23 protein-coding genes are annotated in these 24,322 nt (G+C 68.1%); 19 read left to right on the forward strand and 4 right to left on the reverse strand.

Annotation, left to right across the window (positions count from 1 at the left end; all coding sequences use genetic code 11):
* The first annotated feature begins 135 nt into the window (after window positions 1-135).
* The 10 genes from dnaA to E5843_RS00050 all read left to right on the forward strand — a co-directional run bounded on the left by dnaA (window position 136) and on the right by E5843_RS00050 (window position 11,357).
* On the forward strand, window positions 136-1,464 hold the full coding sequence (gene dnaA, locus E5843_RS00005; RefSeq protein WP_136411447.1) for a chromosomal replication initiator protein DnaA: 1,329 nt from the start codon (window positions 136-138) through the stop codon (window positions 1,462-1,464).
* A gap of 243 nt (window positions 1,465-1,707) precedes the next feature.
* The gene (gene dnaN / locus E5843_RS00010; protein ID WP_134674529.1) at window positions 1,708-2,808 is read left to right on the forward strand and encodes a DNA polymerase III subunit beta; all 1,101 of its coding nucleotides are present in this window, start codon (window positions 1,708-1,710) and stop codon (window positions 2,806-2,808) included.
* Between the two features lie 126 nt (window positions 2,809-2,934).
* A complete protein-coding gene (recF, locus tag E5843_RS00015) occupies window positions 2,935-4,065 on the forward strand; it encodes a DNA replication/repair protein RecF (RefSeq protein WP_141065530.1) in 1,131 nt (376 codons plus the stop codon).
* Between the two features lie 79 nt (window positions 4,066-4,144).
* Complete coding sequence (gene gyrB / locus E5843_RS00020) at window positions 4,145-6,592, forward strand: DNA topoisomerase (ATP-hydrolyzing) subunit B (RefSeq protein ID WP_134674531.1); 2,448 nt, start codon at window positions 4,145-4,147, stop codon at window positions 6,590-6,592.
* Between the two features lie 143 nt (window positions 6,593-6,735).
* Window positions 6,736-7,545, forward strand: coding sequence for a M48 family metallopeptidase (locus tag E5843_RS00025; protein ID WP_136411449.1), 810 nt, complete (start codon window positions 6,736-6,738; stop codon window positions 7,543-7,545).
* Window positions 7,546-7,622: 77 nt separating this feature from the next.
* On the forward strand, window positions 7,623-8,819 hold the full coding sequence (locus tag E5843_RS00030; RefSeq protein WP_136411450.1) for a tetratricopeptide repeat protein: 1,197 nt from the start codon (window positions 7,623-7,625) through the stop codon (window positions 8,817-8,819).
* A gap of 164 nt (window positions 8,820-8,983) precedes the next feature.
* On the forward strand, window positions 8,984-9,646 hold the full coding sequence (locus E5843_RS00035; RefSeq protein ID WP_134674534.1) for an energy transducer TonB: 663 nt from the start codon (window positions 8,984-8,986) through the stop codon (window positions 9,644-9,646).
* A 77-nt stretch (window positions 9,647-9,723) separates the two neighbouring features.
* On the forward strand, window positions 9,724-10,482 hold the full coding sequence (locus E5843_RS00040; protein WP_134674535.1) for a MotA/TolQ/ExbB proton channel family protein: 759 nt from the start codon (window positions 9,724-9,726) through the stop codon (window positions 10,480-10,482).
* Between the two features lie 29 nt (window positions 10,483-10,511).
* The gene (locus E5843_RS00045) at window positions 10,512-10,931 is read left to right on the forward strand and encodes an ExbD/TolR family protein (RefSeq protein ID WP_134674536.1); all 420 of its coding nucleotides are present in this window, start codon (window positions 10,512-10,514) and stop codon (window positions 10,929-10,931) included.
* A gap of 12 nt (window positions 10,932-10,943) precedes the next feature.
* Window positions 10,944-11,357: an ExbD/TolR family protein gene (locus E5843_RS00050; protein ID WP_134674537.1), complete on the forward strand. Its 414-nt coding sequence runs from the start codon at window positions 10,944-10,946 to the stop codon at window positions 11,355-11,357.
* A 131-nt stretch (window positions 11,358-11,488) separates the two neighbouring features.
* On the opposite strand, the gene E5843_RS00055 is transcribed toward E5843_RS00050, so the two are convergent.
* The 3 genes from E5843_RS00055 to cls all read right to left on the reverse strand — a co-directional run bounded on the left by E5843_RS00055 (window position 11,489) and on the right by cls (window position 14,072).
* A complete protein-coding gene (locus E5843_RS00055) occupies window positions 11,489-12,232 on the reverse strand; it encodes a pyridoxine 5'-phosphate synthase (RefSeq protein ID WP_136411451.1) in 744 nt (247 codons plus the stop codon).
* A gap of 14 nt (window positions 12,233-12,246) precedes the next feature.
* Complete coding sequence (locus tag E5843_RS00060) at window positions 12,247-12,519, reverse strand: hypothetical protein (RefSeq protein WP_134674539.1); 273 nt, start codon at window positions 12,517-12,519, stop codon at window positions 12,247-12,249.
* Window positions 12,520-12,626: 107 nt separating this feature from the next.
* Window positions 12,627-14,072, reverse strand: a complete 1,446-nt coding sequence (cls, locus tag E5843_RS00065; RefSeq protein WP_136411452.1) for a cardiolipin synthase — start codon at window positions 14,070-14,072, stop codon at window positions 12,627-12,629.
* A 285-nt stretch (window positions 14,073-14,357) separates the two neighbouring features.
* Here cls and E5843_RS00070 point away from each other — a divergent pair, with 285 nt between their 5' ends.
* The 6 genes from E5843_RS00070 (at window position 14,358) to E5843_RS00095 (ending at window position 20,292) form a co-directional block, all read left to right on the forward strand.
* The gene (locus tag E5843_RS00070) at window positions 14,358-14,861 is read left to right on the forward strand and encodes a hypothetical protein (RefSeq protein WP_134674541.1); all 504 of its coding nucleotides are present in this window, start codon (window positions 14,358-14,360) and stop codon (window positions 14,859-14,861) included.
* Window positions 14,862-14,926: 65 nt separating this feature from the next.
* Window positions 14,927-15,511, forward strand: a complete 585-nt coding sequence (locus E5843_RS00075; protein ID WP_134674801.1) for a hypothetical protein — start codon at window positions 14,927-14,929, stop codon at window positions 15,509-15,511.
* A gap of 35 nt (window positions 15,512-15,546) precedes the next feature.
* Complete coding sequence (locus E5843_RS00080; protein ID WP_134674542.1) at window positions 15,547-17,295, forward strand: adhesin; 1,749 nt, start codon at window positions 15,547-15,549, stop codon at window positions 17,293-17,295.
* 181 nt (window positions 17,296-17,476) lie between these two features.
* The gene (locus E5843_RS00085) at window positions 17,477-18,127 is read left to right on the forward strand and encodes a C39 family peptidase (RefSeq protein WP_425480751.1); all 651 of its coding nucleotides are present in this window, start codon (window positions 17,477-17,479) and stop codon (window positions 18,125-18,127) included.
* Window positions 18,128-18,139: 12 nt separating this feature from the next.
* Entirely contained in the window at window positions 18,140-18,892 is a 753-nt protein-coding gene (locus E5843_RS00090; RefSeq protein ID WP_243733087.1) for a hypothetical protein, read from the forward strand.
* A 128-nt stretch (window positions 18,893-19,020) separates the two neighbouring features.
* Window positions 19,021-20,292 (forward strand): transporter family protein, encoded by a 1,272-nt coding sequence (locus tag E5843_RS00095; RefSeq protein WP_243733142.1) that lies wholly within the window; start codon window positions 19,021-19,023, stop codon window positions 20,290-20,292.
* Between the two features lie 78 nt (window positions 20,293-20,370).
* Here the strand turns inward: E5843_RS00095 and E5843_RS00100 are convergent, their stop codons facing one another.
* Entirely contained in the window at window positions 20,371-21,642 is a 1,272-nt protein-coding gene (locus tag E5843_RS00100; RefSeq protein ID WP_243733143.1) for a sigma-54 interaction domain-containing protein, read from the reverse strand.
* 230 nt (window positions 21,643-21,872) lie between these two features.
* Between E5843_RS00100 and E5843_RS00105 the strand changes: the two genes are divergently transcribed.
* From E5843_RS00105 to E5843_RS00115, 3 genes are all read left to right on the forward strand, one after another.
* On the forward strand, window positions 21,873-22,988 hold the full coding sequence (locus tag E5843_RS00105; protein ID WP_141065531.1) for a PA0069 family radical SAM protein: 1,116 nt from the start codon (window positions 21,873-21,875) through the stop codon (window positions 22,986-22,988).
* A gap of 100 nt (window positions 22,989-23,088) precedes the next feature.
* Window positions 23,089-23,871, forward strand: a complete 783-nt coding sequence (locus tag E5843_RS00110; protein WP_166432779.1) for a sensor histidine kinase — start codon at window positions 23,089-23,091, stop codon at window positions 23,869-23,871.
* The gene (locus tag E5843_RS00115; RefSeq protein ID WP_134674547.1) at window positions 23,864-24,301 is read left to right on the forward strand and encodes a response regulator; all 438 of its coding nucleotides are present in this window, start codon (window positions 23,864-23,866) and stop codon (window positions 24,299-24,301) included. Before E5843_RS00110 ends, E5843_RS00115 begins: the two co-directional genes overlap by 8 nt.
* Window positions 24,302-24,322 lie beyond the last annotated feature (21 nt).

The following is a 24,322-nucleotide window of genomic DNA, read 5'->3' on the forward strand; positions in this document are numbered from 1 at the left end:
ACGTAGGGGCCCCGCCCCGTGCGCGGATGTTTCCCGGGGGGCGCGGTGGTAGTCTGCCGGCCCACTCCCGCGCATCGTGCGCGCTGCCCGTGACCGGCGGCGCGCGGGTCGCCTGCTGAAAAAAGTTCACACCCGATGGATGTCTGGCCCCGCTGTCTCGAACGCCTCGAAGCCGAATTCCCGCTCGAGGACGTGCATACCTGGCTGAAGCCCCTGCAGGCCGCGCGGCGCGAGGACATCACGGTGCTGTACGCACCCAACGCGTTCGTCCGCGACGAGGTGCGTGCACGCTACCTGGCGCGCATCCGCGAGCTGCTGGCGCATTTCGCCGGTAACGGCGAGGTCTCGCTGGAGATCGGCTCGCTGCCGCGCGCGGCGCCGGAGACGATGGCCGAAACCCCCATCAGCGTGGTGCCGCCGCAGGCGCCGAGCGAGCCGTTCGCCGGCAACCTCGACAGCCACTACACCTTCGAGAACTTCGTCGAGGGCCGCAGCAACCAGCTCGGCCGCGCCGCGGCCCTGCAGGCCGCGCAGAAGCCAGGCGACCGGTCGCACAACCCGCTGTTGCTCTACGGCAGCACCGGCCTGGGCAAGACCCACCTGATGTTCGCCGCCGGCAATGCCATGCGCGCCGCCAACCCGTCGATGCGGGTGCTGTACCTGCGCTCGGAGCAGTTCTTCAGCGCGATGATGAAGGCGCTGCAGGAAAAGGCGATGGAGGGCTTCAAGCGCCAGTTCCAGCGCGTCGACGCGCTGCTGATCGACGACATCCAGTTCTTCGCCGGCAAGGACCGCACGCAGGAGGAGTTCTTCCACACCTTCAATGCGCTGTTCGACAGCCGCCAGCAGATCATCATGACCTGCGACCGTTTCCCGCGCGAAGTCGAAGGGCTGGAGCCGCGGCTCAAGTCGCGGCTGGCCTGGGGCCTGTCGGTGGCCATCGATCCGCCCGATTTCGAGACCCGCGCGCAGATCGTGCTATCGAAGGCGCGCGAGCGCGGGGCACAGATCCCCGAGGATGTCGCCTTCCTGATCGCCAAGAAGATGCGCTCCAACGTGCGCGACCTCGAAGGCGCGCTCAACACGCTGGCGGCGCGTGCCAACTTCACCGGCCGCGCCATCACCCAGGAGTTCGCCCAGGAGACCCTGCGCGATCTGCTGCGCGCGCAGATGCACAGCGTCGGCATCCCCAACATCCAGAAGACCGTGGCAGACTACTACGGCCTGCAGATCAAGGACTTGCTGTCGAAACGGCGTACCCGTTCGCTGGCCCGCCCGCGCCAGATGGCGATGGCACTTGCGAAGGAACTCACCGAACACAGCCTGCCCGAGATCGGGGACGCTTTTGCGGGGCGCGACCATACCACCGTGCTGCATGCCTGCCGGCAGATCCGGACCCTGATGGAGACCGACGGCAAGCTGCGCGAGGACTGGGACAAGCTGCTGCGCAAGCTCAGCGAGTAGCCCGCGGAGCCGGTGTACGGAACGGGTACAAGATGTGGATAAGTCGGACGCCGATCCGCGGCGCCAAAGTTGTCCACAGGTTGTCTCCATCCCGCAGCGACTTGTCCACCCGCTTCACCGGTCAGATTTCTTCATAGAATTCAATGGGTTGACCCACTAGCCCACCGATTTCCGCGACACCATCACCACCGCTTTTGATATTTATCCAATCCTTGATACATGGGCATGGGGGTTAGCGCAGGCATGCGATTCAGTCTTCAACGAGAGGTATTCCTGCGACCGCTGGCCCAGGTGGTCAACGTCGTCGAACGTCGGCAGACGTTGCCGGTACTGGCCAACCTGCTGGTGCAGGTGCAGGACGGGCGGGTGTCGCTGACCGGCACCGATCTCGAGGTCGAGATGGTCGCGCGCTCGGCAGTCGACGACGCCGTCGATGGCGAAACCACGATCCCGGCACGCAAGCTGTTCGAGATCGTCCGTGCCCTGCCCGACGGCAGCAAGGTCACGGTGTCGCAGACCGGCGACAAGATCACCGTGCAGGCCGGCCGCAGCCGCTTCACCCTGGCCAGCCTGCCGGCGAACGACTTCCCGTCGATCGACGACGTCGAGACCACCGAGCGCGTGCAGGTGCCAGAAGCGACGCTCAAGGAGCTGATCGAGCGCACCGCGTTCGCGATGGCCCAGCAGGACGTCCGCTACTACCTCAACGGGCTGCTGTTCGACCTGGGTGAGAGCCGGCTCCGCTGCGTGGCCACCGATGGCCACCGCCTGGCGCTGTGCGAAGCCGAGCTGGAGACGCCGGTCGTGACCAAGCGGCAGATCATCGTGCCGCGCAAGGGCGTGCAGGAGCTGCAGCGGCTGCTCGAGGGCGGCGACCGTGCGCTGGAACTCGAGATGGACCGCAGCCACCTGCGGGTCAAGCGCGACGATGTCACGTTCACCTCGAAGCTCATCGACGGCAAGTTCCCGGATTACGCCGCGGTGATCCCGATCGGCGCCGACCGCGAGGTGCGCGTGGATCGAGAGGTGCTGCGCGCCGCCCTGCAGCGGGCGGCGATCCTGTCCAACGAGAAGTACCGCGGCGTGCGGGTCGAGGTCTCCCCGGGCCAGCTGAAGATCAGCGCGCACAACCCCGAGCAGGAAGAGGCGCAGGAAGAGATCGAGGCGCTGACCACCGTCGACGACCTCGCGATCGGCTTCAACGTCAATTACCTGATGGATGCGCTCAGCGCCCTGCGCGACGAGGAAGTCGTGCTGCAGCTGCGCGACGCCAACTCGTCAGCGCTGGTACGCGAGGCCGGTAGCGAGAAATCGCGCCATGTGGTGATGCCGCTGCGTCTCTGACGGCGCACGATGTTCCACGTGAAACAGTACCCGGCTCCGGCCGGGTATTTTCTTTCCGGGATGATGGCGGGTAAGCCAGTCCCGGGCTCGCCCTGACTTCACCCTCCAATCCGGAACGCCACTGCTGTGCGCATCACCCGTCTCCTGATCCGAGATTTCCGTCGCCTGCATGAGGTCGACGTCCTGCCGGCCGGCGGGATCAATCTGCTGGTCGGGCCCAACGGTGCCGGCAAGACCAGCGTGCTGGAAGCGGTTCACCTGATGGCGTATGGGCGCAGCTTTCGCGGACGGGTGCGCGACGGCCTGATCCGCACCGGCGCGCCGGCGGTGGAAGTCTTCGTGGAATGGGAGCAGGGCGATCGGACGCGTCGCGCCGGCCTGCGCCACGCCGGGGACCGCTGGGAGGGCCGCCTGGATGGTGCGCCGGTGGCCCAGCTGGGTGACCTGTGTGCCGCGCTCGCGGTGGTCAGCTTTGAACCCGGCAGCCATGCGCTGGTGGCCGGAGGTGGTGAGCCAAGACGGCGCTTCCTGGATTGGGGCCTGTTCCACGTGGAACATGAATTCCTGCCCGCCTGGCGCCGCTATGCACGCGCGTTGCGGCAGCGCAACGCCCTGCTGAAAGCGCAGCGCGGCGATGCCGAGCTTGACGGGTGGGAGCAGGAGATGGCGACGACGGGGGAAACGATGACCCGGTTGCGTGCGGACTATGTCGAGACTCTTCAGGCCTCGCTGACGCAGGTGGTGCCGGGGATCGCGCCGGCACTGGGCGCTGCCAGCGTCGAGTTCCTCCCCGGATGGAAGCGGACCGAACTGAGCCTGCGCGACGCGTTGCTGCTGGCGCGCGATCGTGACCGGCTGTCCGGGCACACCACGGTGGGACCGCATCGGGCGGACTGGCGTGTCGGGGTCGCCGCAGCCCCGCAGGGCGAGGCGCTGTCGCGCGGGCAGGCCAAGCTGGTCGCGCTGGCGTGCCTGCTGGCCCAGGCGCAGGACCTCGCCCGCGAGCACGGCCACTGGCCAGTCGTGGTCTTGGACGACCTCGCCTCCGAATTAGATGCCGGCCACCGGGAACGTGTGCTGGCAATGCTGGGCAGCACCGGTGCACAGGTGTTCGTCACCGGGACCGACCTGCAGCCGCTGGCCAGCGTGCTGGACGCCGGCGCCACCGTGTTCCACGTGGAACATGGGGCTGTACGCATCGCGGCTCCCGCGTCGGCCGCCATGGCGCGGCCGGTCGACCCCCCCGAAATGCTATAATTCGTCGATTGTCGAGCCTGCTTCTTGCCCCTTCCGGCCGCCTTGGCCTGGCGCAGGCCGCGTCCGTACAGAGGAACGCATGACCGAGCAGACCCCCGAGTCCACCGCTGCCGGTGGCACCAGTGCCTACGACTCCAGCAAGATCACCGTCCTGCGCGGCCTCGAGGCCGTGCGCAAGCGGCCGGGCATGTATATCGGTGACGTCCACGACGGCACCGGCCTGCACCACATGGTGTTCGAGGTGGTCGACAACGCGGTCGATGAGGCCCTCGCCGGTCACGCCAACGACATCGTGGTGACGATCCACGTCGACGGCTCGGTGTCGGTGTCCGACAACGGCCGCGGCATCCCGGTCGACATCCACAAGGAAGAAGGCGTGTCGGCGGCCGAGGTGATCCTCACCGTGCTCCACGCCGGCGGCAAGTTCGACGACAACAGCTACAAGGTGTCCGGCGGCCTGCATGGTGTCGGCGTGTCGGTGGTCAATGCGCTGTCCGAGCATCTGTGGCTCGACATCTGGCGCGACGGCCACCACCACCGCCAGGAGTACTCGCTCGGCGTGCCGCTCTACCCGTTGAAGGAACTCGGGCCCGACGACCGCCGCGGCACGCTGCTGCGTTTCAAGCCGGCCACCGAGATCTTTTCCGACACCGAGTTCCATTACGACATCCTGGCGCGGCGCCTGCGCGAGCTCTCGTTCCTCAACTCCGGCGTGCGCATCACCCTCGCCGACGAGCGCGAGGATCGGCGCGATACCTACGAATACGAAGGCGGCATCGCGTCGTTCGTCGCGCACCTGGCCCAGCTCAAGACTCCGCTGCATCCGCACGTCATCGCGGTGTCGGGCGAGCACAACGGGATCAGCGTCGAGGTCGCGCTGCAGTGGACCGACGCCTACCAGGAAACGATGTACTGCTTCACCAACAACATCCCGCAGAAGGACGGCGGTACCCACCTGCAGGGTTTCCGCGCCGCGCTGACGCGCACGCTGACCAACTACATCGAGCAGAACGGCATCGCCAGGCAGGCCAAGGTGGCGCTGTCGGGCGACGACATGCGCGAAGGCATGATCGCGGTGCTGTCGGTGAAGGTGCCGGACCCGAGCTTTTCCTCGCAGACCAAAGAAAAGCTCGTCTCATCCGATGTGAGACCTGCCGTTGAAAGCACGTTCGGCGCACGTTTGGAGGAGTTCCTCCAGGAACACCCGAACGAAGCCAAGGTGATCGCAGGCAAGATCATCGATGCCGCGCGCGCCCGCGAGGCCGCGCGCAAGGCCCGCGACCTGACCCGCCGCAAGGGCGCGCTGGATATCGCCGGTCTCCCCGGCAAGCTCGCCGACTGCCAGGAAAAGGATCCGGCGCTGTCGGAACTGTTCATCGTCGAGGGCGACTCCGCCGGCGGTTCCGCCAAGCAAGGCCGCAACCGCAAGAACCAGGCGGTGCTGCCGTTGCGCGGCAAGATCCTCAACGTCGAGCGCGCGCGCTTCGACCGCATGCTGGCCTCGGCCGAGGTCGGCACGCTGATCACCGCGCTGGGCACCGGCATCGGCAAGGACGAGTACAACCCGGACAAGCTGCGCTACCACAAGATCATCGTGATGACCGACGCCGACGTCGACGGCTCGCATATCCGCACGCTGCTGCTGACGTTCTTCTACCGGCAGATGCCGGAGCTGATCGAGCGCGGGCACATCTATATCGGCCTGCCGCCTCTGTACAAGATCAAGCAGGGCAAGACCGAGCTGTACCTGAAGGACGATGCCGCGCTCGACGCCTACCTCGCCGGCAGCGCGGTGGAAGGCGCGTCGCTGACGCCTGCCGAAGGCGAACCGGCCATCGAGGGCGTGCAGCTGGAGAAGCTGCTGCTGTCCTACGCGCGCGCCCGGGAGGCCATCGCCCGCAACGCGCACCGCTACGACCCGGCGCTGATCGAGGCGCTGATCGACTTCACCCCGGTCGACCCGGAACGCCTGCGCGCCAACATCGACGAGCGCCACGAACTGGATGCGCTCGAGAAGCGCCTGAACCGTGGTGGCCTCGGCCGGCCGCTGTACCGCCTGAGCCTGCAGGCCGATGCCGACGGCCAACCGGCGGCGCTGCTGTCCACCCGTCGCCACATGGGCGTGGAAATGCAGCAGGTGCTGCCGCTGGCGGCGCTGGAGAGCGGTGAACTGCGCGCGGTGCGCGAGGCCGCCGAGCTGTTGCACGGCCTGATCCGCGAGGGCGCGGTGATCGTGCGCGGCAACCGCCAGCAGTCGGTGGGCAGCTTCGCCGAGGCGCAGGCATGGCTGCTCGAGGAGGCCAAGAAGGGTCGCCAGATCCAGCGCTTCAAGGGCCTGGGTGAAATGAACCCCGAGCAGCTGTGGGAAACCACGGTGAACCCGGATTCGCGCCGCCTGCTGCAGGTGCGCGTCGAGGACGCGGTGGCTGCCGACCAGATCTTCAGCACGCTGATGGGCGACGTGGTCGAGCCGCGACGGGAGTTCATCGAGGACAACGCGCTGAAGGTGTCCAACCTCGACGTCTGAGGACGGTTCGCGTTCGCCGCCCCGGGCCGGATGGTGTGCCGGGTCGGTCGGTGTCCGGTGCATCCGGAGGAAAAGGGCTTGACGAATTGTTAAGCCCTGCCCGATTACAAGTCGAATCCTCTCCCTTGCGGAAATCCCCACGCATGAAGCCGATCCTGACAGCGCTGGCCGCGGCCGTGCTCGTGACTGCCTGCGCGACCACCGTGTCGCCCACCGGACGCACCCAGTACGTGGGCGCGGTCTCCCAGTCCCAGCTCGACCAGCTTGGCGAGCAGTCGTTCGCGCAGATGAAGGCACAGCAGCGGGTGTCCACCGATGCGCGCCAGAACGCGTACGTCAACTGCGTGGTGAGCGCCATCGTCCAGCAACTGCCGGCCAACGAGCAGCGCATCCGCTGGGAATCGGCGGTGTTCGTCGACGACAACCCCAACGCGTTCGCCCTGCCGGGCGGCAAGGTCGGCGTGTACACCGGCATCTTCAAGGTCGCGCAGGACCAGGACCAGCTGGCGGCGGTGATCGCGCACGAGATCGGCCACGTCATCGCCCGCCACCATGACGAACGCATCACCCGCCAGGCGGGCGCAAGCGGCGCGCTGCAGGTGGTCGGTGCGGTGCTCGGCTCGCGCTACGGCGAGGGGGTTGGCAATGCAGCGGTGCAAGGTGGCAGTATTGCCGCCCAGGCGGGGTTCCTGTTGCCCGGTTCGCGGGACCAGGAAAGCGAGGCCGACGTGGTCGGCCAGCAATTGATGGCGTCGGCGGGCTTCGACCCGCGGGCCGCGGTCAACCTCTGGCAGAACATGATCGCGGCGAGCGGTGGCAACCGTCCCGCGCAGTGGCTGTCGACCCACCCGGATCCGCAGAGCCGGATCGGCGAACTCCAGTCCCGTGCCCAGGGCCTGGTGCCGAGCTGGCAGCAGGCGCGGGCGGCGGGCCGGCAACCCAGGTGTGGCTGACAGGACGTTGGCAGATCGAACCAACGCAACCGAACGCACCGGTCCGGTGCTCCAATGTCCACGCTACAGGTGATTGCATGAAAGCCACTACCCACGCACCGGCCCTTGTCGCCCTCGCGGTTGCCGCCGTCCTCGGCACCGGTACCGCCAATGCCACCGTGGCGCCCGACACCCAGGCCCACGAGCAGCAGTGCCAGCGCGAACGTGGTTCGCGCAGCAGTCGCCCGCAGGAGCTCTATCCGGAATCGACCCGCACGGCGCCGACCGAACGTGCCTCGCAGCGCATGGGTGGCCAGCTCAACAAGCTCGGCACCGCCCTCGACAAGGAAGACAACGCGCAGGTGCGGCAGATCGCCGACGAGGTGATCGCCAACGAGCGCGCCAACAACTACGACAAGGCCTACGCCGCGCAGCTGGCGGCCAACGCCGCCTACAACGCCGACGACATGGCCGCCGCCAAGGCGTACCTGACCCGGGCGGTCGAACTCGACGCGCTCGACAACAACGCGCACTTCCAGTCGCTGATGATGCTGGCGCAGTTGCAGGCGCAGGACGAGGAATACGACCAGGCACTGGCGACGCTCGACCGGTACCTGGAAGGCAGCCAGAGCAAGAAGCCCGACGACCTCGCGCTGAAGGGCCAGATCCTGGTGCAGGCCGAGCGTCCGCAGGACGCCATCCCGGTGCTGCGCCAGGCGATCGACAGCGCCGAGACGCCGAACATGGGCTGGACGCAGGCGCTGATGGCCGCCTACCTCGAGACCGAGAACACCGCCGAGGCCACCCGCCTCGCCGAGCAGATCGCCTCGCAGTCGCCGGGCGACAAGCGTTCGCAGCTCAACCTCGCGTCGATGTACATCCAGGCCGACAACACCGCCAAGGCCATCGAGATCATGGAGAAGCTGCGCGCCGAAGGGCAGCTGTCGGAGGATCGCGAGTACCGCAACCTGTTCGCGCTCTACCTCAACACCGAAGGCGGCGAGGCCAAGGCGATCGAGGTCATCAACGACGGCCTGCAGAAGGGGGTGCTCGAGGGCAACCACCAGACCTACCTGGCGCTGGGCCAGGCGTACTACTTCTCCGAACAGGTGGCGCCTGCGATCGAGGCCTACCAGAAGGCCGCGCCGCTCGCCGAGAACGGCGAGACCTATCTCAACCTGGCACGCATCCTCTTCAACGAGGACCGCATCCCCGAGGCCAAGCAGGCCGCACAGCAGGCGCTCGACAAGGGCGTGCGCAACACGGACGAAGCGCGCAGGCTGCTGGCGCGCTGATCGGCGCATCGTCGCCACCCGGGTAAAAACGTTTTCCTGCGGTGGTGACGACGATTCTTTTTGTTATAGACTTGGGAATTCGCGTCTGCACCCGGTGAAGACGCGCTCCAAAGCCACCGACTAAGGGGCGCCCCGGCGTCCAGCCAGACTTGAGTTCCCCCCGCATGACGCAACGCTTGCACAACCAACCGCGCGAAGACGAAGGCCTCAACTGGGCACGTATCGCTGGCTTCACGATGGTGATCGCAGTCCACGCGGCCGCGATCATGTTGCTGATGGCGCCGGTGAATCCGCCGGGCGCGGGACCGGAGGAAGAAGAGGTGACCCAGGTGGTCATCATCGAGCCGCCACCGCCGCCGCCCCCGCCGCCGCCGCCGCCGCCGGAACCGCCGAAGCCGCAGCCGATCAAGGAGCTGTCGCCGCCGCGTCCGACCCCGGTGCCGCCGCCGCCGGAAGATCCGCCGGTCGTGTTCGACACCCCGTCGCCGGTCGATACGCCGGCGCCGCCGCCAGCACCGCCGTCACCGCCGGCTCCGGTCGCCGACATCGGCGCCAGCGTCGATATCTCGTCGAAGAACATGAACCCGCCGAAGTACCCGCCGGCCGCCATGCGCGCAGGCATCGAGGGTACGGTGGTCCTGATCATCGACGTCGACGCCAACGGCAACGTCACCAACGTCAGCGTCGAGACCTCCAGCCGCAACCGTGATCTCGACCGTGCCGCCATGCAGGCAGCACGTGGCTGGCGCTTCAACGCGGCGACCGCCAACGGCAAGCCTGCCGCCGGCAGGGTTCGCGTGCCGGTCGACTTCAACCTCGGCGGCTGACGCCTCCGCGGGTCGCAACACCCGTTTCATACCGCACCATCCATAACTCCAATCTTCATCATTCAAAGGTAAGCGTCATGCTGCAGGAATCCACCAACGCCCCTGTCACCGGAGCCACCGACAACGCCGCGGCAATGAGCCAGATGGGCTTCGCGGACATGCTCCAGCACATGGATGCGGTGAACTGGACGGTGCTGATCGTCCTGGTCGCCATGTCGGCCATGTCGATCTACTGGATCATCTTCAACTTCATCAAGAACCTGCGCCTGCGTGCGTCGGCCGACCGCGTCGTGACCACGTTCTGGGAAACCCCGAACGCCCAGGACGCCATCCGCTACATGGAAGAGCAGCCGGCCAGCGAGCCGTTCTCCAAGGTTGCCCTCGACGCCGCCCAGGCGGCTGCGCACCACCAGCGTCATGAAGGCTCGCGTCTGGTCGAGTCGCTCAACCGCTCCGAGTTCGTCGACCGCGCCCTGCGCCAGGCCGTGATCCGCGAATCGCTGCGTCTCGAGTCCGGTCTGACCGTGCTCGCCACCGTGGGTTCGACGGCTCCGTTCGTCGGTCTGCTCGGTACGGTGTGGGGCATCTACCGCGCCCTGATCCGCATCGGTGCCAGCGGCCAGGCCGACATGGGTGCCGTGGCCGGTCCGGTCGGCGAGGCGCTGATCATGACCGCGATCGGTCTGGGTGTTGCGATCCCGGCGGTGCTGGGCTTCAACTTCTTCACCCGCTCCAACCGCATCACCAACAACAAGCTCGACACGTTCGCGCACGACCTGCACGACTTCTTCGCCACCGGTTCCCGCGTGGGCGACGCGCCGCCGGCCCAGCGCTGATCTCGTCGACGTATTGACGGAGTCCGGATATGGCTTTCAGTTCCAATGACGGTGGCGGCAAGCCGATGGCAGCTATCAACGTCGTCCCCCTGGTCGACGTGATGCTGGTGCTGCTGATCATCTTCATGGTGACGGCACCGCTGATGACCCACCGCGTCCAGGTGGACCTGCCAGAAGCCGATCTGGTCGAAAGGCCCGAGGCAGGCCCTGCACCGCCGATCACCATCGCGATCACCGAGCAGGGCAACGTGTTCCTCAACGATCAGCCCGTCTCTCTGGCCCAGCTGGAGAGCGCGCTGTCGGTGGAGGCACAGAAGACGCCACAGCCGCCGGTCAATGTCCGCGGCGACCGCACCACGAAATACCGCATCGTCAACGAGGTGGTGACCATCGCGCAGACCCAGGGGATGCGCAAGGTCGGTTTCGTGGCCACGGTCGAAAGCAATTGAGGAAGAGCCCCCATGGCATTCAGTAGTGGTGACGGCAACGGCCCAATGGCCGAGATCAACATCATTCCGCTTGCGGACGTGATGCTGGTGCTGCTGATCATCTTCATGGTGACCGCCCTGAAGACGCAGTACCCGATCGACATCGATCTGCCCCAGCGTTCGACGACGCCGCCGGACAATCCGGTGGAGCCGCCGGAGCCGATCCGTCTGCGCATCGACGGTGCCAACCAGGTGTTCTGGAACGACAGCCCGACTCCGGTCAGCGCGTTGCGGAACATGATGGAGGCCGAAGTGCAGCGTGATCCGGCCAACCAGCCGACGCTGGAGATCGACGCCAGCCAGGATTCGGATTACGGCGTGCTCGCCAAGGTCCTGGCCGAGGCGAAGAACTCGCAGATGCTCAAGATCGGTTTCATCAAGAAGTAACCGCAGGACCCGGCCGGTCGTCGCCTGCAGCGCGCCGGCCGCCCGCTTACCTTTGAACGCCGCCCCACCGGGCGGCGTTTTTTTATGCCCGCGTTACGTCGTGCGGCGACGCATGGGTGGGGACCGGACGATCAGCCGCCGACGATGCGCACGTAGCGCGCAACCGTTGTGGCGAGGCCGTCGTAGAGCGCCTCGCCGATCAGTGCGTGGCCGATCGACACCTCCAGCACCGCGGGCACGGCCGCAAGGAACGGGCCGAGGTTGTCCTGGTTGAGGTCGTGGCCGGCGTTGACGCCGAGACCCGCGCTGCGGGCACGCTCGGCGGAATCGACGAACGGCGCCAGTGCGGCGGCATCCCCGCGCGCGTGGCCTTCCGCATAGGGCCCGGTGTAGAGCTCGATGCGCTCCGCGCCGATCGCCGCCGCATGTTCCACGTCGGCGCCGGCGTCGGCGAACAGGCTCACCCTGCAGCCCAGTTCGCGCAGCGTGGTGACCGGTGCGCGCAGGCGTGCGGCGTCGCGGGCGAAGTCGAAGCCGTGGTCGGACGTCAGCTGGGTATCGTCGTCGGGCACCAGCGTGGCCTGGTCGGGTCGCGCCAGTTCGCACAGCGCCAGGAAGCCGGGATAGCCGTCGCGTGGCGGTGCGAAGGGATTGCCTTCGAGGTTGAACTCCACCCCGCGTCGTCGGCACAGCGCGGCCAGCACGAGGACGTCATCGGTGCGCGCATGGCGTGCGTCGGGACGCGGATGCACGGTCAGGCCGTGCGCGCCGGCGTCCAGGCAGACTTCGGCGGCGCGGATGACGTCCGGTTCGCCGCCGCCGCGCGAGTTGCGCAACAGGGCCACCTTGTTGAGGTTGACGCTGAGCCGGGTCATGCGATGCGGTGCACTCAACGTGCGACGTCGCGATCACCGAGCGTGGCCGCGGCCGCCGCGGCGCGGCGTGCCTCGGCCTCTTCGCGCAGCCGGCGCAGCTCCTGCGGGTCGATCATCATGGTGTCGTCGCGGCTGCGGGTACCGACGCGCTGCGCCAGCAGTGACAGCACCCAGATCGCCAGGAACACCAGTGCGGCGAGTACGCAGACGACCGCGAGCGCCATCGACGTGGTCGACATCGAAATGGCGAACGCTGCGATCGCCAGCAACAGGAACAGCCAGGGCATGGGCGCTCTCCTTGAGCCTCGTCCGGACGAAGTCTACCCGCTGCAGCGCACCGCGGCCGCCGCCCGCGACCCCCATCGCGCCGCCCGTCCCGAGTCCACCGTCCCGGTCACAGCAGTGGCGACAGCAACCGCGCCATCGCTTCCGGCAGCCGGTAAGTGAACAGCGGCCGCTTGCTGGCGGGCTGGACTTCGGGCGCATCCGCGAACTCCCCCCGCAGGTGTTCCTCGAGGCGGGCAGCGACACCGTGGTCGTCGAACATCACCGCGACCTCGAAGTTGAGGCGGAAGCTGCGATGGTCGAAGTTGGCGCTGCCGAAGATCGCGATGGCGTCGTCGACCAGCAGGGCCTTGGTATGCAGCATGCGCGGGCCGTATTCGTGGACGTGCACGCCGGCAGCGATCAGTTCGTCGAAGTACGAACGTGCGGCGTGGGTGACCAGCACCGAATCGCTGCGCTTGGGCAGCAGTACCCGCACGTCGAGACCGGCGAGTGCGGCCGAGGTCAGCGCCATGCGCGCGGCCTCGCCGGGCACGAAATAGGGCGTGGCCAACCACACCCGCTTGCGCGAGGCGTGGATCGCGCCGACCTGCACGCGGTGGATGGCCTCCCAGTCGGAATCCGGGCCGGACGCCACCACCTGCGCGGCAATGTCGCCCGGCGGCTCCGCGTGTGGGGTCTGGGCGGCGATCTCCTTCAGGCAGTCGCGCTGGCCGGTGGCATAGATCCAGTCCTCGGTGAAGACGCGCTGCAGGGGGCGGACCACGTCGCCCTCCAGACGCACATGCAGGTCTCGGAATGCGTCGTCGCGATTGCGGTCGTCGTGGTCGTCGCTGATGTTGATGCCGCCGGTGTAGGCGATGCGGCCATCGATCACCACGATCTTGCGGTGGGTGCGCAGGTTGATCCACGGTCGCTGCCAGACGCGGCCGAAGCGGGTCGGGTGGAACCACCCGAGTTCGCCGCCGGCGTCCAGCAGCGGGCGGAACATGCGCCGCGCGCGGACCGCACCCACCGCGTCGACCAGCAGGCGCACGCGCACGCCGGCCTTCGCGCGCTCCGTCAGCGCTTCGCACAGCGCGGTGCCGATCTCGTCGCAGTGGTAGATGTAGTACTCGAGGTGGATGTGCTGCGTCGCCGAGCGCACGTCCTCGAGCAGCGCTGCGTACTTCTCGCCACCGTCCACCAGCAGCCGTACCTCGCGCGCCACCGAGGGCGCGAGGCCACTGGCGGCCTGCCCCAGCCGCGCCAGTTCCCGCGCATCCGCGTGCCCGCCGAAGGCGTCGTGGCTCGCATCGAGCTGGCTGCGGCTGCTCGCGCGTCGCAGCCGGTGGCGCTTGATCTTCTGCGGCCCGAACACGTGGTAGATGAGGAAGCCGATGTACGGGAGCAGGGCCAGCCCCAGCAGCCAGCTCAGCGTGGCGACCGGCTCGCGCTTCTGCAGCACGATCCAGCCACCCAGCACGACCAGATAGAGCAGCCAGCCGGCGACCAGCAGGGTGGTGAGATCGGGCATGCCGGCGGCGACGGGCAGCGACTCGGGCAGATCCGGCATCGGGCGACTCCTTGGAGGACACAACACGATAGCGGCTTGCACGGTCGTGCCACAGCGTGAGCACGCGGTGTAAACCTCCGGCCGCGGGTGTTGCACGGATGAAACACCCCGCAAACGGCGTGCTGCCGCGCCCGTAGCCGGCTAGCCCTGCGGATGGTGATCCAGCGGTGTTACTGGCAGGACCGGCCACCGGCTGCCAGCAAAACGATAACTGATTGATCCCAAACAGAAAATCAGGATGGCACGCGGTATGCGTTGGCAGTGGGACCCGAAAGGAGTTCCGCCATGCAGCGCACATCCACCCTCGCGATCGCCGCCGGCCTGCTGCTCATGGTGCCCGGCCTGGCGTCGGCCGCCGGCGCCAGGCGCGCCGTGGACGCGCGACCGGGCGAGATCACCCTGCTGCGCGACGTGCATGCCCGCCCGGCCTACCGGCCAATGCCGCCGGGCATGGCGATCATCGCCGACCCCACGCCCAATCGGGAACTCGGCAACGCGCTCGGCACCGGTGAGCTCAGCGACGCCGATTTCGCCGGGCTGGCGGCCGATGCCCCTGCCACGTCCAGCGGCGCCTCGGTGCCGCTCGCCCAGCGCATCGAGGATCCGCTGCAGGCCACGCTCGGCGGCAGCGGCCCCGGCGGCAACGCCAATGGCACCGGCAATGCCCTCGGGGGTGCGCTCGGAGTGCCGATGAGCGCGGTGGGTAACACCACCCGCGGCATCGGCGACCACGTGCAGGGCGCACTGGCGCAGTTCCCGATGCTGGGCGGCAAGGCGGGCGGCCCGTGAGCGCGTCGCGCCACACCCGCACCCTGTACCGCGGCACCGTCGCCGTGCTGCTCGGCGCGGCCGGCATGCCGCACCTGGCGGCCGCCGACGAGTACACCGCAATGCTCGGCTACCTGGCCGAGAGCCGCATCGAAGAGCGCGCCTTCGCCGGCGCCCAGGGCGCGATGGCGATCAACCAGGCCGCCGGCGACCACAACCTGCAGGCCAACCTGCACAGCTTCGCCGAGGGCGACCGCGCCCATGCATCGGCCACGGCGCGCCAGTACAGCAACGACTTCCACACCCGCGGTTCGCGACCCGACGAGGCTCGGGCAGTGATCGGTGGCGACGCATTCCGCGGCGCCGGCGGGCTTGTTTCGATCAACCAGGCCAGCGGCGCGGCGAACGCCGAGCTCAACGTCGTCACCGCGACGCTGGCCAACCAGGGCATACGCGAGGCCGGGGATGCGTGGTTGGCATCCGCGGACTACGCGTCGGCAGGGCAGCGGGCCCCGACCCCGCAGGACGACAGCGACCCGGCGAAGCGACATGTCGCCGTGGAGCGCACCGCCCTGCAAGGGTTCGAAGGGGTCCTGCAGCTCAACCAGATCGCGGGGGCAGGCAACACCACGGACAACGCGCTGGTGATTTCCGTGCAGGCCGGACCGTGAATTCACTTCGCAGGAACACACAGAGGAACACCCAGATGAATACCAACCTGAAGCGGACCGCGCTTGCACTGGCTGTTGCATCCTTCGCATTCGCAGCGAACGCCGCCGAGCCGCAACTCCCATGGGCCGACGTCAACACCGCTGTCGACACCGACATCTCCATCAGCGGGGATATCGAAGCAACCGGCGAAGTCGACGTCAGTGGTGAACTGGTCGTCGGTGGCGCAATCGACATCAACCAGACCTATGACTACACCGACACCTACGTCCGCGACGTCAACATCGATGAGAACATCGTCCACGATCACACGGTGACGACCAACGACGATATTTCGAACACGGTCGACAACACCTGGACGAATGACATCAGCAACACCGTCGACAACACCATGACGAATGACGTCAGCAATACGGTCGACAACACCTGGACCAACGATGTCACCAACAGCTACACCAACACCACCGACCTGAGCACCACCGTCGACATCGCGCTGAGCGACGATCGCAGCTATGAAGAGGATCGCTCCTACGTCGAAGACCGCACCTATACCGAAGACCGCAGCTACGACGAGTCAATCAGCCGCGAGGACAACCGTTCGTACGACGAGAACGTGAGTCTGGATGTATCGCAGGAGCTCGATGTCTACCAGCGCGTGCACCAGGAAGAAGAGAACGTCAACGTCGACTCCAACATCCGTCGCGAGCGCAACGAGCACGGTCGTACGGTCTACCTGTCGAAGAACCTCTCGCTGGATTCCGACATCAGCTTCAGTGGCGACATCGCGTTGAGCGGTGACCTGGAAGTCGACTCCGCGGCGATCGCCGTGGTGGACGGCCGCCAGACCATCGTCAACAACGAAGGCAACAACGACATGCTGGCCAACGACGCGTCGATCTCCGATGACGCAGCGTCGGGCGCTTCGGGCAACCTCGGCTTCAACGTGGCCGCGGGCGACAACAACGCCCAGGACAACGCCGCCGCGCTGTCGGCTGCCGACGCCGCGTTCAGCTTCGGCATGTCCGACGCCGAGATCTTCAACAACCAGCTCGGTGCCAACAACGCCACCGACAACGAAGGCGTGACCAACGACGCCAACATGGGCGGCAACGCTTTCAACGGCGCCAGCGGCAACATCGCAGTCAACATCGCCGCCGGCAACAACAACGCCCAGCGCAATTCGCTGGCAGCGTCGGTGTCCGTCGCCGGTTATGCGCAGGCCTCGGTGGCGTCCGACCAGGTGTCGACCGGCAACGTGACCAACAACATGGGCATGACCGAGACCCGCGAAGTCGATTCGGACTTCAGCCTGAACGGCACGATCTCGGCCGGTGATGGCGCCGAGCTCGCGTACGCCGGCCGCGGCAACGCCTACCAGCAGGCCAACATGTATCCGGACTCCTGGGGTGCCGACGAGAACGACGGCAACCATGAGAGTGGTCCGCGCCTGGGTCACATCGATCTCGACAGCGAGATGCAGGGTGCAGTCGACAACCCGTACCGCGACGGCGTCGGCGGTCTTGCCTTCGACACCGACGAGGAGGGGATCATCGACCTGTCCGAGCTCGAGCTCGATGCCAGCCTGAGCGGCGCCGGCACGTTGCTGTACGAGGTTGACGTGCAGTCCACCAATACCGCCAGCCTCGATGGTTCGGCCTTCAGCGGTGCCTCCGGCAACATCGGGGTCAACATCGCCGCGGGCACCGGCAACCTGCAGTCCAACAGCCTCGCGCTCGCGGTTGCACAGCCGGGTGGCAACGGTGGCGGCGGCGGTGGCGGCGAGTAACCGCATCGCCTCCTGAGTTTCCCCACGGAGCAAGTGCGTCAAGCCCGGCGTCCCCTGTAGCCGGGTTCCCGAAAGCCCCGCTCCACTCCCCCCGGAGCGGGGCTTTCCCTTCCAGGAGTCGTCGATGTCAGCCCGCACACGGATCCGCGTGCTCGCAGCCAGTGCCATCCTCGTCGCCGGCATGGGCCAGGCGCCGGCCGCGGAGATCGCCTTCAGCGGCGTGTTGCCCAACGGCGCGATCTACCGGGCACCGGTGGAGAGCATGCTCGAGGCGCGCTATCGGCACCTCGTGCGGCAGCAGACGGACTACAGCTGCGGCGCCGCCGCACTCGCAACGCTGCTACGTCACGCCTACGGCCTCGATGCCAACGAGGCGACCGTCATCGAAGGAATGATGCGCGTGGCCGACCCGGTGGTGGTGCAGCAACGCGGGTTCTCGCTGCTCGACATCAAGCGTTACGTGGAAGCCCTGGGCATGCGGGGGCGCGGCTACCGGATCGATGAATCCCGCCTGCGCTCGTTGCGTGTTCCCGGCATCGTGCTGGTGGACGTGCGTGGCTTCCGCCACTTCGTCGTGCTCAAGCAGGTGGTGGGCGACAACGTCGAGGTGGGCGATCCCATCCTCGGCAACCGCAGTGTGCCAATGGGGGAATTCCTGGAGTCGTGGCCGTCACGCGCCGTGTTTGTCGTGATAGGGAGCGACTTCGACCGCAACACCGTGCTGCTGGAGCCGATGTCGCGCCCCAGCGCGCGAACCCTGTACGCACGGCAGGGGCCGATCACCGACGCCGAGCTCATCGACTTCGGTTTCAGTCACGCCGACCTGTTCTGATGGAGTAACGCCATGAACACCGCCACCTGGTGCCTCGCCCTGCTGCTTGCAGGCGCCCCCGCCGTGGCTGCGCCGCCGGAACCCGTTCCCGCGCGCGCTCCGCTGTCCGAAATATCCGATGCCGAGCTCGGTGACATGCGCGGCCGCTACGTCGTCGGCAACGACCTGGTGGCCTGGTTCGGCGTCACCATGACCTCGGTCTGGCAAACCACGTCCGGCCAGACCCTGCAGGGCGCCCTGCAACTGGGCATGGATTTTTCCGCCGGCGGTACGCCGACGCTGAGCTTCGAGCCAACCGTCAGCATCACCGCTGCCGATGCCCCGTTGCCGGTCGCCGCCAGTGGCGCGACCGTGGATGCGGCCGGCCTGGCCAACGTGTCCGGACTGGTGCAGAGCGTGCAGGTGGCCGGCGACCACAACGCGGTCAGCAACGTCACCGCGCTGCGGGTCCGCGAAGGCGAGGCGCCCGCACCTTCGGCGCCGCAGGAGGCCGCCACCCGCACCGCGTCCGCGTCCGGCATGCAGGTCAGCGCCGGCGTGGCCGATGGCATGGCACAGGTGCTGTTGCAGGTGGATGGCCAGGGGCTGGCCATGCAATGGCTGCGCTCCGGCAGCGCCGGCCAGAGCGTGCAGCTCGCCGCCAGCGGCCAGCAGATCCACAACCAGCTGCAGATCGACCTGGTCCGGCAGAGCCTGCCGGCGACAGCCAACCTGCAGCGCGACGTGGCGCAGGCCATCGGCCTGAACCGCGGCGTCGGCATCTGAGTACGGTCCCGGGGGGGAGCGCAGTGAACAACAATCGGAACGTCCATGGCGCCGGCCGCATCGCCGCCGGCCTCGCCCTGGTGCTGGCGGCCTCCACGGCAGCCGCGCAGGTGCCACCACCGGCCACGATGGCCAGCGATGCCGACCGCGCAGAGATGCGCCGGCTGATGGAACAGCTCACCCAGATGCGCTCGGCCTATGCCCAGGAAGTCCGGCGCCTGCGCGAACTCGACATGCAGATGCAGGCCCTGCAGGCCCGGATCGAGGGACGCGTGCCGCCGGCGGCGCCGATCGCCGCGCAGCCCGCGGCCAGTGCCCCCGCGCCGCAGCCGTCGCCCCCGCGTGCCGCGCCCGTCGCTCCGGCCGCGCCCGCCGTCGCTGAGGAGGGCTACGCCGGCACCGCCGAGGACGCACGGCGCGCGCAGGAAGAAGGACGCGAGACCCGCAGCGTCGCCGACGTGAAGCAGCAGAACCAGGCCCTGTTCGACCGCCGCCTGGTGCTGGAAAACAGCCTTGCCTACACCCGGTACGACCGCAAGCAGCTGACGCTCAACGGCTTCCTTGCCCTGGACGCGATCTTCCTCGGCAACATCGCGATCGAGAACGTCGAGTCCGACACGCTCAACTACAACTTCGCCGCGCGCTGGGGCCTCAACCCCCGGTTGACCCTGAACCTGGACGTGCCCTACCTCGCACGGCGCACGGTCTACCAGAAAGGCGGCGCCGGTGGCGCCGCGGCCAGCATCGCCCAGGAACGCACCAGCGGGCACGGCATCGGCGATGTGTCGCTGAGTGCCAACTACAAGCTGTTCAACGAACGCGGCATCTGGCCCGACACCGTGCTCAACCTCGGCGTGACCGCGCCGACCGGACGCGAACCCTACGGCATCAACTGGCGCATCCTCGAGCGTGACGACGACGACTTCATCCGCTTCGCGGTGCCGGAGGAACAGCCCACCGGCAACGGCCTGTGGGCAGCCACGGTGGGCCTGTCGGCGGTGAAGACCACCGACCCGGCGATCCTGTTCGGCAACGTCGGCTACACGCGCACGTTCTCCGGCTCGTTCGACGACCTCGACAACAATCCGGAGACGGTCAATCCGGGCCATGTGCGGCTGGGCGATGCGTACTTCTTCGGTGCCGGCGTCGCCTTCGCCTTCAACGAACGCACCAGCCTGAGCATTTCCTTCAGCGACCGCCTCGCCGCGCGCGCACGCACCCGCTACGAAGGCGATGTGTGGCGCAAGGTGATCGGCAGCGATGGCAACGCGGCGATGTTCAACCTCGGCGTCACCCACGCCCTGAACCCGAACACCACCCTGGTCGGCATCCTCGGTATCGGCCTGACGCCCGACGCGCCGGACTTCTCGCTGACCTTCAAGCTGCCGTACATGCTGTAGCACCTCGGCCGAGGCCCGGGTGCGACATCCGCGCCCGGCCCTCGCACCGGTGCGGGGACCATCCCCGTTTGCGAGCGCTCAGCGCAGCGCCGCCAACTGCAGCTGGTGCTTGCGGCACAGCCGGTACACCGTCACCCGCGACACCCGCAGCCGCCGCGCGCACTCGCTGACGTTGTAGCCGCACGCGCGCAGCGCATCCAGCACCGCCTGGCGCTCGGCGTGTTCGCGCCGGTCGTCGAGGCAGATCGCCGGCTGCAGCGTCGGGTCGGCCAGGTGCAGGTCGGCGGCGCGGATCAGCTCCTGCTCGGTGACCACCGCCGCGCGGCGCACCCTGTTGAGCAGCTCGCGCACGTTGCCGGGCCAGGCATGCGCACGCATGGCGCGGCGCGCATCGGGGTCGAACCCACGCGCACGTACCTGGTGGAGTTCGCGGAATTCATCCAGCGCACGTCGTGCCAGCAGCTCGATGTCGTCGCCGCGCACGCGCAGCGGTGGCATGTCCAGGCGCAGCACGTCGAGCCGGTAATAGAGGTCCTGACGGAAGCGGCCCTGCTCGACGGCCTGCTCGAGGTCAACGTGCGTGGCGGCGAGCACGCGCACGTCGACGAGCACCGACTGGTTGCTGCCGACCCGCTCCAGCGTGCCCTCCTGCAGCACCCGCAGCAGACTGGTCTGGGCATCGGCGGGAAGATCGCCGACCTCGTCGAGGAATACGGTGCCGCCGTTGCCGGTCTCGAACAGGCCCAGCCGGCGCGCGTTGGCGCCGGTGAAGGCGCCGCGCTCGTGGCCGAACAGCTCCGACTGCACCAGCGATGGTGACAACGCCCCGCAGTTCACCGCGACGAACGGCCGCCAGCGCCGCGCGGAAAGATCGTGCAGCGCGCGCGCGGCGAGTTCCTTGCCGGTACCGGTTTCGCCGGTGATCAGCACCGGCAGGTCCACCCGCGCATAACGGTGCACGGTGGCGCGGACCTCGAGCATCGGGCGGCTGGCACCCACCAGGCGTTCGATGTCGCCGGCATTGTCGGCCCGGTTGCGCTCGCACGCCGCGAGCGCCTGTGCCAGCTGCGCCGGGTTCACCGGCGACACCAGGCGTTCGCCACAGCGGGCGAGGATCCGCTCGAGCGCGGGATGGTGTTCCACCGCACGGCTGCCATCCAGGGCGATCAACGGCAGTTCGGAATGCGCCTCGAGCAGCCGCGCCAGCGGCGCCACCTGCTCGTCGGTGAGCGCGCGCAGGTCGACCAGGCCGATTACCCGGTCCCCGCCACGCAGCCCGATCCGTGCCGGCGCATCGCCGGCCACCACCCGCAACTGCCAGCCGCCAGCGGCCAGCGTGCTGCGCTCCATGCTGCCCGGCTGGCCGAACCAGACCACGCAGCAGCGTCCCACCTCGTTGTTGCTCACATCCATTTCCCCCGCAGACGCCGGTCCGCATCGCGTCGCCCGGGCGCGACCGTTCGGACGCGTACCGGCAGGGGAACCAACGCCGCCCACGGCTGCAGCCGGCCATCCTCGATCCCGGAGCGCATTCAGCGCCGTCGCATGGGCTGAGACGCCGCCCGGGCACAATCGCCGCCATGACCACACTGGGACCCCACGGCAAGCTGCGCATTCCAGGCAGCGGCCCGATCAAGGGCCGTGGCGCCGCCTCGTGGGTCGAGGGGCGGTTCGAACGCCGCAGCGCACAGGCCTGCGATGACGGCTGGGACAGCCTGCGCGAGGACGATCCGACCTTCCAGCCGGCACCGCTGCGCACCCACGTCACCGAGGAGACCGCGCGCAGCATCATCAGTCGCAACCAGTCGCCGGACGTCGGCTTCAGCCAGTCGGTGAACCCGTATCGGGGCTGCGAGCACGGCTGCGTGTACTGCTTCGCACGTCCCTCGCATGCGTACCTGGACCTTTCGCCGGGACTCGATTTCGAAACCCGCCTGTTCGCCAAGGTCAACGCTCCCGAACGCCTGCGCGCCGAGCTGGGAAAACCCGGCTACGTGTGTTCGCCGATCGCGCTGGGCATCAACACCGACGGCTATCAGCCGATCGAGCGCGAGCGCAACATCACCCGCGCCTGCCTCGAGATCTGCGCGCAGGCCGGGCAGCCGGTGCATATCGTCACCAAGAGCGCGCTGGTGTTGCGCGATCTCGACCTGCTGGCACCGATGGCCGCGCGTGGACTGGTCGAGGTGCACCTGTCGGTGACCACGCTCGACAACCGGCTGTCCGCGCGGATGGAACCACGCGCCGCCGCACCGCATGCACGCCTGCGTGCGATCCGCGGGCTGGCGGAGGCCGGCGTACCCGCCGGCGTGCTGGTGGCGCCGGTGATCCCGATGATCAGCGATCATGAGCTCGAGGCCATCCTCGAAGCCACGCGCGATGCCGGCGCGATGTCCGCCGGATACGTGCTGCTGCGATTGCCGCACGAGCTCAAGCAGCTCTGGCGCGAATGGCTCGAACTGCACTATCCACAGCGCGCCGCACACGTGATGAGCCTGGTGCAGCAGATGCGGGGCGGGCGCGACTACGACAGCGGCTACGGCACCCGCATGCGCGGCGAAGGTCCGTTCGCCGACCTGATCCGTGCGCGGTTCAATCGTGCGCGGCGCGCGCTGGGCTTCGCGGGCCTGCCACCGCTGCGCACCGACCTGTTCGTGCCACCACGCGAGGCATCGCCACAGGGCGAGCTGTTCTGATTGATCCGACCGTTCCGCCCGTGGCCCACCATGTGCGTCCACGCCGCGGTGACCCGGCATCGGTACACTCGCGGCTTTCCGCGTCAACGGAATGCGTCCCATGTCTCCCGGCCCCGGTGCCCCGCAGTCCGATGAGTTGTCCGAGCTGCTCGCGCGCAGCGAGGCCGCGATCGCGCGCATGCGCAAGCGCGAGGAGCATCTCGCGCATGGCATCTCGCACGACCTGCGTGCGCCGCTGCGCGCGATCACCGGCTACGCGCAGGTGCTGGTCAACCAGTACGAGGGCGCGCTGGACGCGCAGGCACGCGATTACCTGGGGCGCATCCACGACGCCGCCGGGCGCATGGAGGGCCTGATCGAGAAGCTGCTGCAGCTGTCCTACGTCGACCGTGCACCGCTGCGCCTGGAGCGCGTGGACCTCGGGATGCTCGCCGAATGGAGCCTGGCGGAACTGCAGGACCTGCAGCCGGGCCCGCAGGCCGACATCGACGTGCAGTCCGACCTCTGGGTGCAGGGCGACGAGCGCCAGCTCAAGCAGCTGATGGACCGGTTGCTGCACAACGCCTGGACGTTCTCGCGTTCGCGCGATGACATCCGCATCGGCGTGCGCGGGCATCGCGAAGGCGGGCGCCTGCTGGTGGCGGTGGAGGACACCGGCAGCGGTTTCGACATGCGTTACGCTGACCGCGTATTCGTACCGTTCCAGCGCCTGCACGGCAGCGAACAGGGCGGCGGTGACGGCCTTGGGCTGGCGATCGCGCAGGCCATCGTCGAACGCCACGACGGCCGCATCTGGGCCGAGTCGACACCGGGCGTCGGCAGCGTGTTCCACATCGACCTGCCGGCCGCCCACGACAGCGAGGACGACGACGCGCATGACTGAGAAGGAAATCCTGCTGGTCGAGGACAACCCCGACGACGTTGAACTCACCCGCATCGCCTTCGCCGAGGCGAAGATCGCCAACCCGCTGGTGGTGGTGCGCGATGGCGTGGAGGCGCTCGATTACCTGTTCGCCCGCGGCGCCCATGCGCATCGCGACGCCGATGACCTGCCCTCGATCGTGCTGCTCGACCTCAACCTGCCCAAAGTGGATGGCCGCGAGGTGCTGCAGGCGATCCGTGCCGACCCGCGCACCCGCACCCTGCCGGTGGTGGTGCTGACCACCAGCAGCGAACCGTTCGACATCGAGGCAGCGTATGCGCTCGGCGTCAACAGCTATATCCGCAAGCCGATCGATTTCAAGCAGTTCGTCGGCGCGGTGAAGCAGGTCGGCCTGTACTGGCTGGTGCTCAACCACCCGAGCCCGGCCTGAGGCCGCACAGTACGCTTCCGC

Source organism: Luteimonas yindakuii (assembly GCF_004803715.2).
Taxonomy (GTDB): Bacteria; Pseudomonadota; Gammaproteobacteria; order Xanthomonadales; family Xanthomonadaceae; genus Luteimonas; species Luteimonas yindakuii.

What these genes read in the sequence shown, in the direction of transcription:
- dnaA (WP_136411447.1), top strand. Translation starts at nt 136, where the DNA reads ATGGATGTCTGGCCCCGCTGTCTCGAACGCCTCGAAGCCGAATTCCCG.
- dnaN (WP_134674529.1), top strand. Translation starts at nt 1,708, where the DNA reads ATGCGATTCAGTCTTCAACGAGAGGTATTCCTGCGACCGCTGGCCCAG.
- gyrB (WP_134674531.1), top strand. Translation starts at nt 4,145, where the DNA reads ATGACCGAGCAGACCCCCGAGTCCACCGCTGCCGGTGGCACCAGTGCC.
- E5843_RS00025 (WP_136411449.1), top strand. Translation starts at nt 6,736, where the DNA reads ATGAAGCCGATCCTGACAGCGCTGGCCGCGGCCGTGCTCGTGACTGCC.
- E5843_RS00030 (WP_136411450.1), top strand. Translation starts at nt 7,623, where the DNA reads ATGAAAGCCACTACCCACGCACCGGCCCTTGTCGCCCTCGCGGTTGCC.
- E5843_RS00035 (WP_134674534.1), top strand. Translation starts at nt 8,984, where the DNA reads ATGACGCAACGCTTGCACAACCAACCGCGCGAAGACGAAGGCCTCAAC.
- E5843_RS00040 (WP_134674535.1), top strand. Translation starts at nt 9,724, where the DNA reads ATGCTGCAGGAATCCACCAACGCCCCTGTCACCGGAGCCACCGACAAC.
- E5843_RS00045 (WP_134674536.1), top strand. Translation starts at nt 10,512, where the DNA reads ATGGCTTTCAGTTCCAATGACGGTGGCGGCAAGCCGATGGCAGCTATC.
- E5843_RS00050 (WP_134674537.1), top strand. Translation starts at nt 10,944, where the DNA reads ATGGCATTCAGTAGTGGTGACGGCAACGGCCCAATGGCCGAGATCAAC.
- E5843_RS00055 (WP_136411451.1), bottom strand. Translation starts at nt 12,232, where the DNA reads ATGACCCGGCTCAGCGTCAACCTCAACAAGGTGGCCCTGTTGCGCAAC.
- E5843_RS00060 (WP_134674539.1), bottom strand. Translation starts at nt 12,519, where the DNA reads ATGCCCTGGCTGTTCCTGTTGCTGGCGATCGCAGCGTTCGCCATTTCG.
- cls (WP_136411452.1), bottom strand. Translation starts at nt 14,072, where the DNA reads ATGCCGGATCTGCCCGAGTCGCTGCCCGTCGCCGCCGGCATGCCCGAT.
- E5843_RS00070 (WP_134674541.1), top strand. Translation starts at nt 14,358, where the DNA reads ATGCAGCGCACATCCACCCTCGCGATCGCCGCCGGCCTGCTGCTCATG.
- E5843_RS00075 (WP_134674801.1), top strand. Translation starts at nt 14,927, where the DNA reads ATGCCGCACCTGGCGGCCGCCGACGAGTACACCGCAATGCTCGGCTAC.
- E5843_RS00080 (WP_134674542.1), top strand. Translation starts at nt 15,547, where the DNA reads ATGAATACCAACCTGAAGCGGACCGCGCTTGCACTGGCTGTTGCATCC.
- E5843_RS00085 (WP_425480751.1), top strand. Translation starts at nt 17,477, where the DNA reads ATGGGCCAGGCGCCGGCCGCGGAGATCGCCTTCAGCGGCGTGTTGCCC.
- E5843_RS00090 (WP_243733087.1), top strand. Translation starts at nt 18,140, where the DNA reads ATGAACACCGCCACCTGGTGCCTCGCCCTGCTGCTTGCAGGCGCCCCC.
- E5843_RS00095 (WP_243733142.1), top strand. Translation starts at nt 19,021, where the DNA reads ATGGCCAGCGATGCCGACCGCGCAGAGATGCGCCGGCTGATGGAACAG.
- E5843_RS00100 (WP_243733143.1), bottom strand. Translation starts at nt 21,642, where the DNA reads ATGGAGCGCAGCACGCTGGCCGCTGGCGGCTGGCAGTTGCGGGTGGTG.
- E5843_RS00105 (WP_141065531.1), top strand. Translation starts at nt 21,873, where the DNA reads ATGACCACACTGGGACCCCACGGCAAGCTGCGCATTCCAGGCAGCGGC.
- E5843_RS00110 (WP_166432779.1), top strand. Translation starts at nt 23,089, where the DNA reads ATGTCTCCCGGCCCCGGTGCCCCGCAGTCCGATGAGTTGTCCGAGCTG.
- E5843_RS00115 (WP_134674547.1), top strand. Translation starts at nt 23,864, where the DNA reads ATGACTGAGAAGGAAATCCTGCTGGTCGAGGACAACCCCGACGACGTT.